This is a genomic window from Streptomyces sp. NPDC029466 (genome assembly GCF_055574515.1).
Genome location: NZ_JBVHZH010000050.1, coordinates 1 through 18,737 on the forward strand (window position 1 = coordinate 1; position 18,737 = coordinate 18,737).

Here is an 18,737-nt window from a genome sequence, read left to right on the forward strand (position 1 = left end):
CTCATCTCCATGATGGAGACGGGGTATCAACATATCTGGCGTTGACTTTTGGCACGCTGTTGAGTTCTCAAGGAACGGACGCTTCCTTTGTGCCTTATCGGTTCTGATTGACTCAGTACCGGGCTCTCCGGGCGCTTCCCTTCGGTGTTTCACACTCTATCAGGTCCTTTTCCCGCTTTCGAACCGCTGCTTTTCTGCAAGCATGCAGAAAGCGCAATTCTTGAGTCGCGATCAAGACGCTAGGAGTGCCGCCCACCTCAACCCGACGCGTTGATTGCGTCCTGGCTGTCCGGGGCAGGTGTCAGACAGTACAGCTCTGGTGTGGGCGAGGCAAATCGATTCAGCGGGACTCGCGGACGGCAACCGGCGTCTCTCATGCGGAACCGTCAGTTCTTATGACTTACGCTTCTGAACGGTGCGCCGTCCAGGACAGGTAGTGACGGCGGCCTGATGAATCTCCACCCCTGGGAGGCTTCCCATGACCACCGTGACGTCCCCTCTTGCCGGACGCGCCATCGGACTCGCGGCTGTGCCCGACCCGGTGTTCTCCGGAGCGATGGTGGGTCCCGGTACCGCCATCGATCCGGTGCGTGAGCCGTCCGCCGCTGTTTCGCCCGTGGACGGTGTCCTTGTATCGCTGCACCCGCACGCGTTCGTCGTCGTCGACTCGGAGGGGCACGGGGTGCTCACCCATCTCGGTATCGACACCGTGCAGCTCAATGGCGAGGGCTTCGAGCTGCTCGTGAACAAGGGCGACACCGTGACCCGCGGCCAGGAGGTCGTGCGCTGGAACCCGGCGGCCGTGGAGCAGGCCGGGAAGTCGCCGGTGTGCCCGGTCGTCGCGCTGGAGGCCACTGCGGACTCGCTCGGCGAGGTGCGCGAGGACGGCGACGTCAAGGCGGGCGACCAGCTCTTCTCCTGGCAGTAGCCGGCGGGGCTCGGCCCCACGGCAGGTACGACATTCATCGAGGCGGCCGCGGCCGTCGCATCAACCGGAGACGGGTGCAATGGAGACAACGCTGCGAGGCGTCGGCGTCAGCCACGGTGTGGCGATCGGCGAGGTGCGGCACATGGGTACGGCGGTTCTCGAGCCGCCGGCCAAGCAGATTCCGGCGGACGAGGCGGAGCGCGAACAGGGGCGTGCCCGTCAGGCCGTGGAGGCTGTCGCTGCTGATCTGATGGCGCGGGGAAACCTGGCGGGCGGTGAGGCGCAGGCCGTGCTGGAGGCACAGGCCATGATGGCGCAGGACCCCGAGCTGATGGCGGATGTCGAGCGGCGGATCGCCGTGGGCAGCACCGCCGAGCGCGGTGTGTATGACGCGTTCGCCGCCTATCGGGCGCTGCTGGCGGGTGCGGGTGAGTACCTCGCGGGCCGGGTGGCCGACCTCGATGACGTGCGGAACCGGATCGTCGCGCGGCTGCTGGGTGTGCCGATGCCGGGTGTGCCGGACAGTGACGAGCCGTATGTGCTGATCGCGCGGGATCTGGCGCCGGCCGACACCGCGCTGCTCGACCCGACGCTGGTGCTCGGGTTCGTGACCGAGGAGGGCGGGCCGACCAGCCACAGCGCGATTCTCGCGCGGGCACTGGGGGTGCCGGCCATCGTGGCGCTGCCCGGCGCGGGTGAGCTCGTCGAGGGCACGGTCATCGCCGTCGACGGCAGCACCGGTGAGGTCTTTGTGGAGCCGGACGCCGAGAAGCGGGCGGCGCTGGAGCAGGCCGCGGCGGAGCGGAAGGCGGCGCTGGCGGCGTCGTCCGGTCCGGGTGCCACCTCCGACGGGCACAAGGTGCCGCTGCTGGCGAATGTCGGCGGGCCCGGTGATGTGGCCGCGGCGGTCGAGGCCGGGGCCGAGGGTGTGGGCCTGTTCCGTACCGAGTTCCTGTTCCTGGACGACAGCAAGAACGCACCGTCCGAGGAGAAGCAGGTCGATGCGTACCGCAAGGTGCTGGAGGCCTTCCCCGAGGGGCGGGTCGTGGTGCGGGTGCTCGACGCCGGTGCCGACAAGCCGCTGGATTTCCTGACGCCGGCCGATGAGCCGAATCCCGCGCTGGGTGTGCGGGGGCTGCGGACGCTGCTCGACCACCCCGACGTGCTGCGTACCCAGCTGACGGCGCTGGCGAAGGCGGCCGAGGGGCTGCCGGTCTACCTTGAGGTCATGGCGCCGATGGTGGCGGACCGGACCGATGCCAAGGCGTTCGCGGATGCGTGCCGGGAGGCCGGGCTCCAGGCGAAGTTCGGGGCGATGGTGGAGATTCCGTCCGCGGCGCTGCGGGCGCGGTCGATTCTGCAGGAGGTCGAGTTCCTTTCGCTGGGGACCAATGACCTGGCGCAGTACACCTTCGCCGCTGACCGCCAGGTCGGTGCCGTCTCGCGGCTGCAGGATCCCTGGCAGCCGGCGCTGCTGGACCTCGTGGCGGCTTCGGCCGAGGCCGCGAAGGCCGAGGGCAAGAGCTGTGGGGTGTGTGGTGAGGCGGCCTCCGATCCGCTGTTGGCGTGTGTGCTGACGGGGCTCGGTGTCACCAGCCTTTCGATGGGTGCGGCGTCGATTCCGTATGTGCGCTCGACGCTGTCGAAGCACACGCTGGCGCAGTGTGAGCGGGCGGCGGCCGCGGCGCGTGCCGCGGACACCGCCGACGATGCGCGGGCCGCCGCGCAGGCGGTGCTCTCCGGGGAGTGACCTCGCGCGGCGCGGTGCGTCGCTCAGGAGTGTTGATGGCCGTCCCGCCCTTTGTGGCGGGGCGGCCATGCTGCTGTGTGCGGGGCGGTCAGCCGTGGTCGTGGGGGTCGGGTGGCGGTGTGAGGGGAAGGCCGGGGGCGTAGTCGACGCCGTGCTCGGGTGGGATCGGCTCGCCGGTGTCGGCGTCGGTGCAGTAGGCGGTGAAGACCTCGGCGGCGCTGAGGGCGCGGGGCCAGGAGTCGCGGAAGGACCAGCCGCGGACCGTGTCGTGGGCGGGGTCGCCGGTGGTGTCGTGGCCGGTGGTGGTGCGGGAGACGATGCCGCCGGGGGTGCGCAGGGCGAAGCCGGCGGCGAGGACCGTGCAGAAGACGAGGGTGTCCGATTCGGCGAGCTGGGGGCGGGCGCCCTCCTGGGCGGTGGCATGCAGCACCGCCAGCAGGGACGGGTCTCCGGCCGCGACGGAGCAGACGAGGTGGTGGGGGCCGCTGCCGAGGGCTTCGAGGAGCTGCTGGAGGGCTTGGGTGGCGCGGGCGAACGCGGCGTGGGCGAGGTCTTCGCCGCACTCCGGGCAGTCGCCGGCGCGAGCCAGGACGGCGGAGGCGTGGTCCCAGGTGGCCTGGCGGTCGGCTTCCTCGACGAGCAGCGGGAGCAGCCGGTTCAGGGGTTCGCCCTGGTAGGTCAATGTGGCGCCGGTGCGGGCGACTTCGGCGGTGTAGCGGCTGCGGCTCTCGGGGCGGTCGGGATCGAGGGCGAGGTCGGCGCAGTATTTCTCGTAGGCGACCGGGTCGAAGAGGCTGAGGGTCGTGAGCACGCCCTGGGAGGCGAGGGTGCGCAGCAGGTTCTCCATCTGCTGGAGGTAGCTGCGGTGGTCGTCGAACGGGAAGGTGCGGTAGCGGCTCATGGCGCGGAAGTCCTGCTCGTCGGCCAGGACGGCGGCGGCGCTGGGGACTTCGCGGCGGAGCTTGCGGCGGGCGGACTGGTCGGTGTACTTGGCTGTGGATGTCATGACTCCCCCTGGTGAGATGTGTCCGGCGCTGAGCGTGGGCCGGCCGGACACCACTTGTCACTGAGAGTAATCGAGGGGTCTGACAATGCGGCCGGGCGCCGGACCGGAGGCCGTGCGGGCCTTCGGCGGTCCGGCGCCGGGCGGGCTTACTGCATACGGTCGGTGGCGCGGTCGCGGGCCACCCGCTCGTAGAAGCGGAGCAGGTCGAGGTTGTCGACGGAGCCGGGGTTGACGGCCTTGTCGAGGGGGGTGCCCTGGAGGAGGCGCTTGACCGGGACCTCGATGCGCTTGCCGGTGAGGGTGTGCGGGACGCCGGGGGCTTCGATGATGTCGTCGGGGACGTGCCGCGGGGAGAGCTGTTCGCGGATGGTGTGCTTGATGCGGTCGCGGAGGGCGTCGTCGAGAGTGGCGCCGGGGGCGAGGTGGACGAAGAGCGGCATCCAGTAGCCGCCGTCGGGGAGTTCCAGGCCGATGACGAGGGACTCGCGGATCTCGGGGAGCCGTTCGACCGCCTCGTAGATGTCGGCGGAGCCCATCCGGACGCCCTGGCGGTTGAGGGTGGAGTCGGAGCGGCCGTGGATGACGACGCTGCCGCGGGGGGTGACGGTGATCCAGTCGCCGTGCCGCCAGACTCCGGGGTACATGTCGAAGTAGCTGTCGTGGTAGCGGGTGCCGTCGGGGTCGTTCCAGAAGCGGGTGGGCATGGACGGCATGGGGTTGGTGACGACGAGTTCGCCGACTTCGCCGATGACCGGTTTGCCCTGCGGGTCCCAGGCTTGCAGGTCGGTGCCGAGGCACGGGGCCTGGAGCTCGCCGATGTGGACGGGGAGGGTGGGGACGGCGCCGGCGAAGCAGCTGCAGACGTCGGTGCCGCCGCTGACGGAGGCGGTCCACAGGTCGGCGCCGCCCTCCGCGAAGGAGTCGTGCAGCCAGCGGAAGCCGTCCGGCGGGAGCGGGGAGCCGGTCGTCGCGACGCAGGTGATGGCGGAGAGGTCGAGGTCGCGGGCCGGGTGGATGCCTGCCTTGCGGCAGGCCATGACGTAGGCGGCCGAGGTGCCGAAGACGGTGGCGCGGGTGGTTTCGGCGACCCGCCACTGGGCCGAGACGTCGGGATGGCCGGGGCTGCCGTCGTAGAGCACGATCGTGGAGCCCACCAGCAGGCCGGCGACGAGGAAGTTCCACATCATCCAGCCGGTGGAGGTGTACCAGAAGAACCGGTCCTCGGGGCCGAGGTCGCAGTGCAGGCCGGTCTGCTTGAGGTGTTCGAGCAGGATGCCGCCCTGGGACTGGACGATGGCCTTGGGCAGGCCGGTGGTGCCGGAGGAGTACAGGACCCACAGCGGGTGGTCGAAGGGGACCTGCTCAAAGACCGGTTCGGTGTCGTTCGAGGTCAGATCCGACCAGTTCACGGCGCCTTCGGGGGCGGGGGTGCCGAGCAGCGGGATGTGGACGACGGCGCGCAGGGTGGGCAGTTCGTTGCGGAGTTCGGCGACGGCGTCGCGGCGGTCGTGTTCCTTGCCGCCGTAGTGGTAGCCGTCGACGGTGAACAGCACGACCGGTTCGATCTGCTGGAAGCGGTCCAGCACGCTGCGGGCGCCGAAGTCGGGGGCGCAGGAGGTCCATACGGCGCCGACCGCGGCGGTGGCGAGGAGCGCGACGACGGCCTGCGGGATGTTGGGGACGTAGGCGCTGACGCGGTCGCCGGGGCGGACGCCGAGGCGGCGGAGTTCGGCGGCCAGCGAGCCGACCTGGGCGCGCAGCTCCGTCCAGGTGACGGGGGTGGGCTCATGGGTCTCGTCGACGTACAGCAGCGCGGGGGCGTCGGCGCGGGCCGGGTCCTCGGCGGCGCGCAGGGCGTGCTCGGCGTAGTTGAGGGTGGCGCCGGGGAACCAGCGGGCGCCGGGCATCGTGCGGTCGGCGAGGACGGTCTCATACGGGGTGGCGAAGCGGACGTCGAACCACTCCGCGGTGGCCTGCCAGAAGGCGGGGAGGTCGCGGACGGACCAGTGGTGCAGGTCGGCGTAGCTCCGCGCGGGGTCGCCGGGGGTGGGGGCGGGTGCGCCGTGGTGCGCGGCCGCCCAGGTGTGGAAGCGGGTGACCTGTGCGCCGGCGATGCGGTCCGGGCCTGGTTGCCAGAGCGGTTCCGGCTGGTGGGCGGACTGCGGTGCGGTGGTCATCATGCGGCTCCCGGGCGATACGCGTGGTGGGCGTCGGGCGCGCACAGCGGTGGGGGTCCCCCGGCCCAATGGGTGGGCGTGTGCGCGTGACACGGCTTGCCTGGACGATGCCATGTGATCGACTTGTGCACCAGGGTGGACTCCCCACATTCGGTGGGTGGCGGATGTGGTGCCGCCATGGGAGCGCGGGGCGGGCGGCGGGCCCCGGCAGGATTCGGCCATTGGGGGCCGTGGCCCCAAGGGGACGCCGTAAGCCTGGTCCTCCGGGGGACGCCGGGACTTTGCGGACACGTCTTGGGCTGAGGGTGGCCGAGCGTGACCCCGCGCAGGTGAACGGCAGTTGAACGGTTCCCCCGCACCTGCCCGTCAATGGCAGGCTGACCGGCATGGACGGGCGGGATCTGGTGCGGTCGGTACGGATGATCAGGGCGGTCGGGCCGGCGCAGGGGCTGCGGTCCGTGCGCTCGGCGTGGCGGGCGCGGAGAGCGGATGCACAGGCGCTGCCGGGGCGCGGAGCGGAACGGGCGCGGGTCCCGGGGGCGGCGCTGAGCGCGGAGCCCCAACCGGGCGGCGGGATGATCCATTTCGCACGGTCGTCGCTGCGGGTGCGGGTGGCCGCGGGCGGCGCGGTGTTCTGCGGCTGGGACGGTGCCGAGCCGGAGCCGTCGTACGCGCTGGCCGGGGCGTGTCCCGAAGTGGATGCGCGGGCGATGCTGGAGCCCGATACGGAGGGCGGCTGGCGGGTGGTCTCCGAGCGGGTCCTGGTGGTGGTGTCCCGGCACGGCGCGGTGGAGGTGCGGACGCCCGGCGGGGCGGTGCTGCGGCGGGAGTTGCCGCCGCGCTGGTGGGACCGGACGGGTGACCAGGGAGCGGACGAGCGCGCCGGGCGGCCGGAGGGGTGCGGCGGCTCGCGCTGGGTGCAGCGCTCGGAGGTGGCGGCCGATGCCCGGTTCTTCGGGCTGGGCGGCCGGGCGCACGGGCCACGCCTGCGGGACGGGGCGTACCGGCTGTGGAACACCGATCCGGGCGGCACGTTCCGGCCGGGCGACGATCCGCTGTCGCTGACCATGCCGGTGCAGCTGGTGGTGGCGGACGCCGGTACGCATCTGGTCTTTCACGACAATTCCTGGGACGGCCGGGTCACGCTGCACGAGGGCACGGAGGGGGCGGGCTCGGGTCATGACCGGCCGGGCACCTGTGAGCTGCGGATGGACGGCGGGCCGCTGCGCTACTGGGTGCTGGCGGGGTCCCCGGCCCGGGTGCTTCAGGTCTGGACGGCGCTGACCGGTGCGCCCGCGCTGCCGCCGCAGTGGGCGCTGGGGTATCAGCACGCCCGTTGGGGTTTCAGCGGGGAGACCGAGGTGCGCCGGGTGGTGGCCGGCTACCAGGAGCGCGAACTCCCGTTGTCCGCCGTCCATTTGGACATCGACCATTACGACCGGCACCGGGTGTTCACGGTCGACCGGCAGCGCTATCCGGATCTTCCGGGGCTGGCACGGGATTTGCGCGCGGACGGGGTGCGCCTGGTGTCGATCGTGGATCCGGCGGTGAAGGCCGAGCCGGGGGACGCGGTGTACGAGGGCGGGGCGGCGGCGGACGCCTTCGTACGGGACGCGCGGGGGCGCGAGGTGCGCGGGGTGGTGTGGCCGGGTGAGTCGGTGTACCCCGACTTCACCGATGCGCGGGTGCGCAAGTGGTGGGGCGCGCTGTACGCGGAGCGGCTGGCCCAGGGCTTCGCGGGGTTCTGGCACGACATGAACGAGCCGGTCTCCTTTGCCGCGTTCGGGGAACGGACCCTGCCGCGCTCGGCACGGCACGCGCTGGAGGGGCGGGGCGGCGACCACCGGGAGGCGCACAACATCTACGGCCTGGCGATGGCCCGGGCCGGCTTCGAGGGGCTGTGTGAACTGCGGTCGTACGAGCGGCCGTTCCTCTTCTCACGTTCGGGCTGGGCCGGGATGCAGCGCTACGGCGGCAGCTGGTCGGGCGATGTGGCGACGGGCTGGCCGGGGCTGCGGGCGTCACTGTCGCTGGTGCTGGGGCTGGGGCTCTGTGGGGTCCCGTACAGCGGCCCCGATATCGGCGGGTACTCCGGGGTGCCGTGCCCCGAGCTGTATCTGCGGTGGTTCCAACTGGGCGCCTATCTGCCGCTGTTCCGTACCCACTCGGCAATCGGGGCGGGGCGGCGGGAGCCCTGGGAATACGGGAGCGAGGTGCTCGGTCATGCCCGTACGGCGCTGCGTGAGCGGCAGCGGCTGCTGCCGTACTTCGAGACGCTGGGGCAGTTGGCCCGGCTGACCGGGGCGCCGTATGTCCGGCCGCTGTGGTGGAGCGCGCCGCGGGACCGGGCACTACGGGACTGCGAGGACGCGTTTCTGCTGGGGGATGCGCTGCTGGTGGCACCGGCGCTGGCGGCGGGGGTGACCCGGCGGCCGGTGCGGCTGCCGCGCGGCCGGTGGTACGACACCGCCACCGGGCGGGCGTACGACGGACCCGGGCAGGTGTGGGTGGAGGCGCCGCTGTCGCGGATTCCGGTGCTGGCGCGGGCCGGTGCGGTGCTGCCTGTGGCGGGGGCGGACGGCGGGACGGAGCTGGAGGTGTGGGCGCCGGTCGCCGGGCGCGGGGGCAGCGGGCTGGTGGTGCCGGACGCCGGCGACGGCTGGCAGCGGCCGACGGTGGAGCGCTTCACCTCGCGACGCACGGGCGACCGGGTGGTCGTGGAACGGCGGGACGGGGGCGCGGTGGGGTATCCGGTGCGGGTGCGGGGGCTGGCGGACGGGTAACGGCTGGGGGCGCGCAGGGGCTTCCCCTCCAGCTGCCGCGGCTGGTAGACGGAGGGCCATGCCGAGACTTGCTGCCGCACTGCGCGGCGTGGCCCTCACTGCCGCCGCCTTGTTGACCGTCGCCGTGGTGCCGTCGCCCGTCGCGGGGGCCGGGGGAGCCCGCCGGCCGGTGTCGTCGTCCGGGATGCCGAAGGAGTTCGTCGCGCTGCGCGAGGTGGATCCCACGATCATCCAGGAGATGCGCTACCCGACCCCGCACAACTTCATGGGGGTGCCGGTGGACGGCTACCGCAGGCCGGTGTGCCTGCTGACGCGGGACGCCGCAACGGCCCTGCACCGGGCCCAGCGCTCCTTCCTCCGGCGCGGACTGTCGCTCAAGGTGTACGACTGCTACCGGCCGCAACGCGCCGTGGACCACTTCGTGCGGTGGGCCAAGGACCTCGGCGACCAGCGGATGAAGGGCGAGTTCTATCCACGCGAGGACAAGACGAAGCTGTTCGACGACGGCTATATCGCGGCCAAGTCCGGTCACAGCAGGGGCAGTACGCTCGATGTGACGCTGGTGCGGCTGCCGGCCCCGCCGACCCGCCCGTATGTGCCGGGCGAGCCGCTGACGTCCTGTTACGGGCCGCAGGCGGCACGGTTCCCGGACAACTCGCTCGACATGGGGACCGGCTTCGACTGCTTCGACACGCTCGCGCACACCCTCGACCCGCGCATCCACGGGCGGCCGCGAGCGAACCGGTTGCTGCTCAAGCACGGGCTGGAGCGGGCCGGCTTCGTGAATCTCCCGGAGGAGTGGTGGCACTTCACCTTCACCCCGGAGACCTTTCCGGACACCTACTTCGATTTTCCCGTGCGGTGACCGGGTGGGGGCCTTACCGGGGGCCCGATCGCCGGGACCGGTCGGCGGGACCGGTCGGCGGGACCGGCCGGGCGGGCCTGTGGTGCACGGCCTGAGGTGCACGGCCTGAGGTGCACGGCCTGGGGCGCACGGCCTGTGGTGCACGGCCTGAGGTGCACGGGCAGCGCCCACGGGCGTCGTCCCAGGTGTGGTCCGGGGCACGGAATCACCCCCGTGGACCCCGTGCCCCGAACCCTGCTGTGAGGGACGCGGGCAGGCCGCGTCCGGTTGCGGGACCGCGAAGTCGTCCGTTCGGCTGATTCACCGGTGTTTCGCCGGTGCCCTCAGAGGCGGCCGCCGGCCGGGTCCGACGAGAGCCGCTGGGCCGCCCGGACGGGGAGCACGGACAGCGCGATGAGCAGCGCGGCCACCACGTTGACGACCGGGGCCTGGTGCGGGCGGGCCAGGTTCTCGTAGATCCAGATCGGGAGGGTCCGAGTGCCCGCGCCCGCCGTGAAGGTGGTCACCACGACCTCGTCGAAGGAGAGCGCGAAGGCCAGCAGGGCCCCGGCGAACAGCGCGGGCCGCAGCGCCGGGAAGGTGACGTGGCGCAGGGTCTGCCAGGGGCCGGCTCCCAGGTCGGCGGAGGCTTCGGCCAGTGACGGGCCGATCCGGCGGAGCCGCGCGGCGACGTTGTTGAAGACGATCACGACGCAGAAGGTCGCATGGCCGACGACGACCGTGAACAGGCCGAAGCCGATCCCCAGCGGCGTCAGGACGGTGCGGAACGCGGCATTGAGGGCGATCCCGGTGACGATGCCGGGCAGCGCGAGGGGCAGCACGATCAGGAACGAGACGGTCTGCCGGCCGAAGAAGCGGTGGCGGTGCACGGCGAAGGCGGCGAGCGAGCCGAGGACCAGGGCCAGGGCGGTGGCCCACAGGCCCGCCTGGAGCGAGGTCCACAGCGCGTCGCGGGCGCCCGCGCTGTGCAGTGCGCGCCGCCACCACTCGCCGGTCAGCGCGCTGGGCGGCCAGGCGAACGAGGGGTCGGCGTTGAGGGAGTTGAGCAGGACCAGGAGCAGCGGGAGGTAGATCAGGGCCAGGCCGGCGGCCGTGACGCAGCCGAGGACGATGCGGGCGGTGCGGGTGAGATGCATCCGGCTGCCTCCTGCGGGACCGGTCAGAGCGAGTCGAGTGCGCCGGCCCGGCGGACCGCGGCCAGGTAGCAGACGACGAGGACGACGGGGACCGCGGACAGCGCCGCGGCGAGCGGCAGATCGAGGGTGACCTGGGAGGCGATGACATTCCCCAGCAGCTGGGTGCGGCCGCCGACGATCTGCACGGTGAGGTAGTCGCCGAGGCTGAGCGAGAAGGTGAAGACCGAGCCGGCCAGGAGCGCCGGGCGGACGGCGGGGGCGACCACGGAGCGCAGCGTGCGCAGGGTGCCCGCACCGAGGTCGGCGGACGCCTCCAGGTGGTGGGCGGGCAGCCGCTCCAGGGCGGCGTGCAGCGGCAGGATCATGTACGGCAGCCAGAGGTAGGCCAGCACGATCACGACGGCGGTCGTGCCGTAACCGGGTCCGTGCAGGCCCAGCGGGGCGAGTGCCGCATTGACGATGCCGTGCTCGCCGAGCATCATCCGCCAGGCGTACGCCTTGACCAGATAGCCGGCCCACAGCGGGGTGAGCACCGCCACCAGCAGGGCACGACGCAGCCGGCCGGTCGCCACCCACGCCATGAAGAAGGCCATGGGCAGCGCGAGCAGGGCGTCGAGGAGCGTGACGGCGACGGCGATGCCGAGGGTGCGCAGCGCGACGGTGCGGTACACGGGGTCGGTGAGGATCTCCCGGAAGTTGTCGGCGGTGAAGGAGTGCACGACGTCCGAGGTGAAGGGGTCGGTGGTCCAGAAGGCCGAGAGGAGGAGGACGGCGAGGGAACCGAGGTAGGCGAGGATCAGCCAGAGGAGGGGCGGGGCGAGGAGTGCGGCGAGCCGGGCCCGGGCGCCCGGCTCGCGTTCGGTGACGGACACCGGCTGCCCCGGCTCAGCCCTTGATCTCCGTCCAGGCACGCGTCCATTGCGCGTAGTCGGTGCACGTGACGTTCTTGCGGCCGTCGAGGCACTGCGGGACGGGGGTGGTCCAGAAGTGGACACGGCGGTAGTAGGCCTCGTCGTCGGCGTGGTAGACGGCGCAGTGGTGGGGGTCGGCGGTCTCCCGGCAGGCCTTGGCGTTGGCGGGTGCCTCGCCGAAGTACTCGGCCACCTGGGCGTTCACCTTCGGTGAGACGATCCAGTTGAGCCACTTGTAGGCGCAGTTGGGGTGGGCGGCCTTGGCGGAGACCATCCAGGTGTCGGACCAGCCGGTCGCCCCCTCCTTGGGGAGGACGGCCTTGACGGCGGCCTTCTGCGCGGTGGCGGTGTTGGCGATGACCTGCCAGGTGGTGCCGATGACGCTGTCGCCGCCCTTGAAGGCCGTGACCTCCTTCTGGTAGTCGCTCCAGTATTCGCCGACGTGCTGCCGCTGTTTCTTCAGCAGGGCCACGGCGGCGTCGAGTTGGGTGCGGTCCAGGGCGTAGGGGTCCTTGATGCCGAGTGCCGGGCGGGTCTTCATGAGGTACAGGGCGGCGTCGGCGATGTAGATCGGGGAGTCGTAGGCGGTGACCTTGCCCGAGTATTTCGGGGCGCCGTCGAAGACGGCCTTCCAGGAGTCGGGGGCCGGGGAGACCTTGTCGGTGCGGTACATCAGCAGATTGGCGCCACGGCCGTGCGGAATGCCGTACATCTTCCCGTTCTTGGAGTTGAACGGGCGCATCTTGAGGCCGCTGAAGATGTCGCGGTAGTTCGGGACCAGACGGGTGTTGACCGGCGCCACGTCCCCCGCGGCGATCAGCCGCAGGGTGGCGTCGCCGGATGCGGACACGGTGTCGTACTGCCCCGTCTTCATCAGCGAGACCATCTCGTCGGAGGTCCCGGCGATCTTCGTGTTGACCTTGCAGCCGGTCTGCTTCTCGAACGGGTGCACCCAGTCGGCCCGGGGATCGTTGGAGCCGTCCTCGGCGTATCCGGCCCAGGCGATGAGGTCGACGCGGCCCTCGCCCTTGCCGACGCTCTTCTGCTCGGCGGCTCTCCCGCCGCCCGTTCCCCCGCCACCGGAGCCGCAGGCCACGGCCAGCAGCAGTACTCCGGCCGCCACAGCGGCCTGCCACGGATTCGCGTTGCGCATGGTGAACTCCCGCTGTCGCACACGGCTGTCGAGCACCGCCAGTATCCGGAAGCTGACCATCTGCCACCAGGGCGCGTCGTCGGCAAACGCATCCGTGCGGTGCCCGACGGCGGTTCAGCCGGGCACCGCCGACGCATCGTCGACGCGCCACAGCAGGTGCACGGCGGCGCCCGGACGGACGGCCGGCGGAAGCGGCGCGGAGTTCAGCCGCAGTGCGGTGAGCCGGTCGTCGCCGCCGTCGAGGTGGACCACGCAGCGGAGGTGGGCGCCGGCGTGCACGATCTCGGCGATCCTGCCGGGCACGCTCCGCTCCCCCGGCCCCGGGGTGCTGTCCGGGCCGTCGGGAGCCGCGATCCGGATCCGTTCGGGGCGGATGCTGTAGGTGCCCGGGGCGCCGACGACGCGGACCGCGGCCGGGCCGCTCAGCAGGTTGGTGGTGCCGACGAATCCCGCGACGAACGCGGTGGCCGGGCGCTCGTAGATCTCCAGCGGCGGGCCGGTCTGCGCGATCCGGCCGCGGTCAAGGATCGCTAGGCGGTCGCTGAGGGTCAGCGCCTCCTCCTGGTCATGGGTGACGAGGAGGAAGGTGACGCCGGTGGCGCGCTGGATGCGCGCCAGTTCGCGCTGCATCTCCTGGCGCAGCTGGAGATCGAGCGCGCCGAGGGGCTCGTCGAGCAGCAGCAGTCCCGGGCCGTCGATCAGCGCGCGGGCCAGGGCGACGCGCTGGCGCTGGCCGCCGGAGAGTTCGGCCGGGCGGCGCGGGCCGTGGTCGTCGAGCCGTACGGTGCGCAGGGCCTCGCGGGCGCGGGCGAGGCGTTCGGACTTGCGCACCCCGGCGACGGTCAGCGCGTAGGCGACGTTCTGTTCGACGGTCATGTGCGGGAAGAGCGCATAGTCCTGGAAGACGGTGTGCACGTCGCGCCGGGCGGGCGGGAGTGCGGTGACCTCGCGACCGGCGAGTTCGATACGGCCCGACGTGGGCCGCTCGAAGCCGGCGATCAGCCGCAGCAGGGTGGTCTTGCCGGAGCCGGAGGGGCCGAGGAGGGAGAAGAACTCCCCCTGGTGGATGGTGAGTTCGGCGTGGTCGACGGCGCACACCGGGCCGAACTCCTTGCGGACGGCGGCGAGCCGTACGGCGGGTGCGGTGGCCGTGCGGACGGGCCGGGCGTCGGTGCGGGCGTCGGTGCGGGCGTCGGCATGGGCGTCAGGGCGGGCGGCTTCAGCCACGGGCGCTCCCCCTCGTGTACGACGTGACCGCCCGGACTGTACCGGGGTTCCGCGCCGGGCCACACCGTGCCACACTCCTGACGTTCCGTCAGTTCTGGGTTTCCGGGAGGGCCGCGAGAGCCGCGCCGCCGGTCCGCGGCCGGCTGGCTCGCCGTTGCCGGCTCGCCGTTCCCGGTCCGCGCTTGGGGAGGGTCCGTGACACGTACGCGGAAGCCGGCGGTGCCGGGGTGGTTCGATCAGGACGCGGCGGACTTCCGGCTGCTGGGTACGCGGTGCCGGGCCTGCGGCGCGGTGTTCTTCCCCCGCGAGGACACCTTCTGCCGCAATCCCGCGTGCGGCGGCGACGAGCTGCTGGAGGTGCCGCTGTCCCGGCACGGCACCGTCTGGTCGTACACCGATGCCCGCTATCGGCCGCCCGCCCCGTACGTCTCCGACCCGGACGCCGCATGGGAGCCCTACCTGCTGGTCGCGGTGGAACTGGCGGAGGAGCGGATGGTGGTCCTCGGGCAAGCCGCGCCCGGCGTCCGCGCCGCGGACCTCACCGTGGGCACGGAGGTCGAGCTGGTGCCGGGGGTGCTCCACGAGGACGAGGAACACACCTGGACGACTTGGCAGTGGCGGGTGGCGGAGGGCGGGCGTGGGGGCGGGGATGGGGGTGAGGGTGGGGCGATGTCCGCGTCGCGAAGGCCGGGTAGGCCCGGGGCGGTGTCCCCTGCCCCGGAAGCGGTAACCGCGTCTCTACACCCGCCCACCCCCCGAAGGGGGGTGGGCGGCGGGGAAAAAACTAACGCCGTGGGTGGGCGGCGGGTAGATAGGCGGCCCCAAGCGTGCCCCGCCCCAGGGGCGGCGAGCGGAAGCAGTCCGAGTGGTGGCGACGTGGCCGTGCTCGGCGCCGGGATGCACCCCTGGGGCAAGTGGGGGCGCAGCTTCGTCGAGTACGGGACGAAGGCGGCCCGGGACGCGCTCGCGGACGCCGGGCTCGACTGGCGCGCCGTGCAGAGCGTGGTCGGGGCGGACACGGTGCGCGGCGGCTACCCCGGGTATGTGGCGGGGGCGACCTTCGCCAAGGCGCTGGGCTGGCAGGGCGCCCGGGTGACCAGCGTCTATGCGGCCTGCGCGTCGGGCGCCCAGGCCATCAACACCGCACGGGCGCAGATCCTTTCGGGGATGGCGGACGTGGCCCTGGTGGTGGGCGCCGACGCCGCGCCCAAGGGGTTCTTCACCCCGGCGGGCGGCGAACGGCCCGATGACCCGGACTGGCTGCGGTTCCGGTTGCTGGGCGCCACCAACCCGGCGTACTTCGGGCTGTACGCGCGCCGCCGGATGGCGCGGTACGGCGACACGGCCGACGACTTCGCGCGGGTCAAGGTGAAGAACTCAGCGGCGGGTGCGGCCAATCCGTACGCCCGCTACCGCAAGGCGGTCACCGTGCAGGAGGTCGCGGCGTCCGCCGTGGTCGCCGATCCACTGCGGCTGCTGGACATCTGCGCCACCTCCGACGGCGCCGCGGCGCTGGTCCTGACCAGCATGGACTTCGCGCGGCGGCACGGCGCCACGGACCCGGTCCGGATCCGTGCGGTCTCCACTGCCACCCCGCACTATCCGCGGACCGTATTGGATCTGCCGGACATCGCCACCGATTCCGCGGCCGCCGTACCGGAGCCGGAGACCGGCTTCCGGGCGTCGATCGCGCGCACCGCGTACGAGGAGGCCGGGATCGGCCCGGAGGATCTCTCACTGGCCGAGGTCTACGACCTGTCCACCGCCCTGGAGTTGGAGTGGTACGAGGATCTGGGGCTGTGCGGCGCCGGTGAGGGCGCCAAGCTGCTGCGGGACGGGGCGACGGCACTGGGCGGGCGGCTGCCGGTCAATGCCAGCGGTGGTCTGGCCTCCTTCGGCGAGGCGGTGCCTGCCCAGGCCCTCGCTCAGGTCTGCGAGCTGACCTGGCAGCTGCGGGGGCAGGCGGGCGCGCGTCAGGTGCCCGGTGCCCGGGTGGGGGTGACCGCCAATCAGGGGCTGTTCGGGCACGGATCGGCCGTGGTCGCCGTGCGGTGAGAGCGGTCGGGCAGTCGGACAGACGAACAGGCGGCAGACCAGCAGACGGGCAGTACCCCTGGCGCCCCGCCCCGCCCCGCCCCGTCCGACCAGGACAGCGTGGCACCCCACAGCTGACGCAATCGTCCGCACCACACGGCCCGCCCCAGTGCACCCGACCGCTCTCCTCAACACCCCCCGCCGCACGCGACCTTGACGCCCCCTCACCACCGGTGAACACTTCCGGATGCCAGTCGGCATCGCCGTACTCAGGCACCCCGGCCGGGTGGCAGCGGCTGTCCGCTGCCCGCCGGTGGCACGCACCCTGCACGGAGGACCGGGGGGACGTCCCCGGGCGAGGGACAAGGAGCCGCCATGTATTCCAATGGGGACATCGTCGTCGGTGAAGTGATCGGCACCGCGATTCTCATTCTTTTCGGCGCCGGTGTCTGCGCCGCCGTCACCCTGCACCATTCCAAGGCGAAGAGCGCCGGCTGGGTCGTGATCGCCTTCGGCTGGGGCATGGCCGTACTGGCCGGTGCCTACACCGCGGCGCCGCTGTCCGGCGGGCATCTCAACCCCGCGGTGACGCTGGGCTCGGCGGTCGCGGGCGGTACCGAGTGGTCTAAGGTGCCGCTGTACGTCCTGGCGCAGATGGTCGGCGCGGTGATCGGAGCCGTACTGGCCTGGGCGCTGTATTACGCGCAGTTCGCCGCCAACGCCGAGCAGAGCAAGGCCCAGCCGACGCTGGGGATCTTCTCCACCGCCCCGGAGATCCGCAAGCCGGCCGCCAACCTGGTGACCGAGATCATCGCGACCATCGGGCTGGTACTGCCGCTGCTGTTCTTCGGTCAGAACAAGGGCATCGGTATCGGCCAGGTCCCCGGCGAGCAGGCCGGGATCTATGGCTCCGGGATCAATGTGCTGCTGGTCGCGCTGCTGGTCGTCGGCATCGGGCTGTCGCTCGGCGGACCCACCGGCTATGCCATCAACCCCGCCCGGGACCTCGGCCCGCGTCTGGTACACGCCCTGCTGCCGATCCCCAACAAGGGTTCCTCCGACTGGGGTTACTCCTGGATACCGGTGGCCGGTCCGCTGATCGGCGCGGTGCTGTCCGGTCTGGTCTTCAACGCGGCGTTCTGACCCGGCCGGGGCGTGGCCACCGGGACCGGCCGGAGCCCCGCTGCATCCACTCACCAGGACTTCAGGAGGCGTGACGGCATGACGGAGCGAACCGGGAAGACCGAGAAGTATGTAGCCGCGATCGATCAGGGCACCACGTCGAGCCGCTGCATCATCTTCGACCACGGCGGGGCGATCGTCGCCGTCGACCAGCGCGAGCACCGGCAGATCTTCCCCAAGCCGGGCTGGGTGGAGCATGACGCCACCGAGATCTGGTCGAAGGTGCAGGCGGTGGTGGCGGGCGCGCTCGCGAAGGCGGGGCTGCGCGCGGACCAGCTCAGTGCCCTGGGCATCACCAACCAGCGGGAGACCACGGTTCTGTGGGACCGGGCCACCGGCCGGCCGGTGCACCACGCGATCGTCTGGCAGGACACCCGTACGTCCCAGCTGTGCGCCGAGCTGGGCGGCGCGGACGGTCAGGACCGCTTCCGTGAGGCCACCGGACTGCCGCTGGCCAGCTACTTCTCCGGGCCGAAGGCCGCCTGGCTGCTGGATGAGGTGCCGGGGCTGCGGGCCCGTGCCGAGCGCGGGGAGATCGCCTTCGGCACCATCGACTCCTGGCTGATCTGGAATCTGACCGGTGGCACCGACGGCGGGGTGCATGTCACGGATGTGACCAACGCGGGCCGCACGATGCTGATGAACCTGTCCACTCTCCAGTGGGATCCGGCGATCCTGTCGGCGATGGACGTGCCGGCCGCGATGCTGCCGGAGATCAGGTCGTCGTCGGAGGTGTACGGCACGGCCGTGGGCCAGCTGCACGGGGTGCCGGTGGCGTCCGCGCTCGGCGACCAGCAGGCGGCCGTCTTCGGCCAGACCTGCTACGGCGTCGGCGAGGCCAAGAACACCTACGGCACCGGCTCGTTCCTGCTGCTGAACACCGGCAACCGGCCGGTCCCGTCCAAGAACGGGCTGCTGACGACCATGGGCTACCAGCTCGGCGGGGAGGCCCCCGTCTACTGCCTGGAGGGGTCCATCGCCATCACCGGCGCCCTGGTGCAGTGGTTCCGCGATCAGCTGGGCCTCATCGCCTCGGCCGACGAGATCGAGGCGCTGGCGGCGAGCGTCCCGGACAACGGCGGGGCGTATGTCGTGCCGGCGTTCTCCGGTCTGTTCGCACCGTATTGGCGCTCCGACGCCCGTGGCGTCATCACCGGTCTGACCGGCTTCGTCACCAAGGCGCATCTGGCGCGCGCCGTCCTGGAGGCGACCAGCTGGCAGACCCGGGAAGTGGTGGACGCCATGTACCAGGACTCGGGTGTGCAGATCACCCAGCTGAAGGTCGACGGCGGGATGACCGCCAACCAGCTGCTGATGCAGCATCAGGCGGATGTGCTGGGGGTGCCGGTGATCCGTCCGGTGATCTCGGAGACCACCTGTCTGGGGGCGGCGTACGCGGCCGGGCTGGCGACCGGTGTCTGGCAGGACCTGGACGAGCTGCGGAGCCACTGGCAGCGGGACACGGAGTGGACGCCGCGGATGGACGGGGCGGCCCGCGACCGCGAGTTCGCCAACTGGCGCAAGGCCGTGGAGCGGAGCTTCGGCTGGCTGGCCGAGGACGGCTCGGCGGCCTCGTAGCGCGGCG

13 protein-coding genes and 1 pseudogene are annotated in these 18,737 nt (G+C 72.0%); 8 read left to right on the forward strand and 6 right to left on the reverse strand.

Translation table 11 applies throughout. The features are described 5' to 3' along the window. Positions 1–478 precede the first annotated feature (478 nt). Together ACZ4XD_RS30710 and ptsP are read left to right on the forward strand one after the other, a co-directional pair. Positions 479–928, forward strand: coding sequence for a PTS sugar transporter subunit IIA (locus ACZ4XD_RS30710; protein ID WP_018090628.1), 450 nt, complete (start codon positions 479–481; stop codon positions 926–928). Between the two features lie 79 nt (positions 929–1,007). Then, entirely contained in the window at positions 1,008–2,678 is a 1,671-nt protein-coding gene (gene ptsP, locus ACZ4XD_RS30715) for a phosphoenolpyruvate--protein phosphotransferase (RefSeq protein WP_468047414.1), read from the forward strand. Between the two features lie 88 nt (positions 2,679–2,766). Here ptsP and ACZ4XD_RS30720 read toward each other — a convergent pair whose 3' ends face one another. Together ACZ4XD_RS30720 and ACZ4XD_RS30725 are read right to left on the reverse strand one after the other, a co-directional pair. Continuing rightward, positions 2,767–3,684 (reverse strand): hypothetical protein, encoded by a 918-nt coding sequence (locus tag ACZ4XD_RS30720; protein ID WP_468047416.1) that lies wholly within the window; start codon positions 3,682–3,684, stop codon positions 2,767–2,769. A gap of 146 nt (positions 3,685–3,830) precedes the next feature. Beyond that, positions 3,831–5,861, reverse strand: coding sequence for an acetoacetate--CoA ligase (locus ACZ4XD_RS30725; RefSeq protein WP_468047484.1), 2,031 nt, complete (start codon positions 5,859–5,861; stop codon positions 3,831–3,833). A gap of 386 nt (positions 5,862–6,247) precedes the next feature. On the opposite strand from ACZ4XD_RS30725, the gene ACZ4XD_RS30730 reads away from it, so the two are divergent. Next, the gene (locus tag ACZ4XD_RS30730; RefSeq protein ID WP_468047418.1) at positions 6,248–8,644 is read left to right on the forward strand and encodes a glycoside hydrolase family 31 protein; all 2,397 of its coding nucleotides are present in this window, start codon (positions 6,248–6,250) and stop codon (positions 8,642–8,644) included. Positions 8,645–8,702: 58 nt separating this feature from the next. After that, positions 8,703–9,509: a M15 family metallopeptidase gene (locus ACZ4XD_RS30735; RefSeq protein ID WP_468047420.1), complete on the forward strand. Its 807-nt coding sequence runs from the start codon at positions 8,703–8,705 to the stop codon at positions 9,507–9,509. Positions 9,510–9,832: 323 nt separating this feature from the next. Here ACZ4XD_RS30735 and ACZ4XD_RS30740 read toward each other — a convergent pair whose 3' ends face one another. The 4 genes from ACZ4XD_RS30740 to ACZ4XD_RS30755 all read right to left on the reverse strand — a co-directional run bounded on the left by ACZ4XD_RS30740 (position 9,833) and on the right by ACZ4XD_RS30755 (position 13,936). Beyond that, positions 9,833–10,645 (reverse strand): ABC transporter permease, encoded by an 813-nt coding sequence (locus ACZ4XD_RS30740; RefSeq protein WP_468047422.1) that lies wholly within the window; start codon positions 10,643–10,645, stop codon positions 9,833–9,835. Positions 10,646–10,668: 23 nt separating this feature from the next. Beyond that, entirely contained in the window at positions 10,669–11,517 is an 849-nt protein-coding gene (locus tag ACZ4XD_RS30745; protein ID WP_468047424.1) for an ABC transporter permease, read from the reverse strand. Positions 11,518–11,530: 13 nt separating this feature from the next. After that, positions 11,531–12,709: an ABC transporter substrate-binding protein gene (locus tag ACZ4XD_RS30750; RefSeq protein WP_468047426.1), complete on the reverse strand. Its 1,179-nt coding sequence runs from the start codon at positions 12,707–12,709 to the stop codon at positions 11,531–11,533. Between the two features lie 114 nt (positions 12,710–12,823). Further along, positions 12,824–13,936, reverse strand: a complete 1,113-nt coding sequence (locus ACZ4XD_RS30755) for an ABC transporter ATP-binding protein (RefSeq protein ID WP_468047428.1) — start codon at positions 13,934–13,936, stop codon at positions 12,824–12,826. A 195-nt stretch (positions 13,937–14,131) separates the two neighbouring features. On the opposite strand from ACZ4XD_RS30755, the pseudogene ACZ4XD_RS30760 reads away from it, so the two are divergent. The 4 genes and pseudogenes from ACZ4XD_RS30760 to glpK all read left to right on the forward strand — a co-directional run. Next, a pseudogene (locus ACZ4XD_RS30760) lies at positions 14,132–14,563 on the forward strand (Zn-ribbon domain-containing OB-fold protein); the annotation flags it as partial. Positions 14,564–14,812: 249 nt separating this feature from the next. After that, positions 14,813–15,991, forward strand: a complete 1,179-nt coding sequence (locus ACZ4XD_RS30765) for a lipid-transfer protein (protein ID WP_468047486.1) — start codon at positions 14,813–14,815, stop codon at positions 15,989–15,991. Positions 15,992–16,345: 354 nt separating this feature from the next. Then, positions 16,346–17,113 carry an MIP/aquaporin family protein gene (locus ACZ4XD_RS30770; RefSeq protein ID WP_468047430.1) on the forward strand — a complete coding sequence of 256 codons (768 nt, stop codon included), beginning with the start codon at positions 16,346–16,348 and terminating at the stop codon, positions 17,111–17,113. A 78-nt stretch (positions 17,114–17,191) separates the two neighbouring features. Next, entirely contained in the window at positions 17,192–18,730 is a 1,539-nt protein-coding gene (gene glpK, locus ACZ4XD_RS30775; RefSeq protein WP_468047432.1) for a glycerol kinase GlpK, read from the forward strand. The last annotated feature ends 7 nt before the right edge of the window (positions 18,731–18,737 follow it).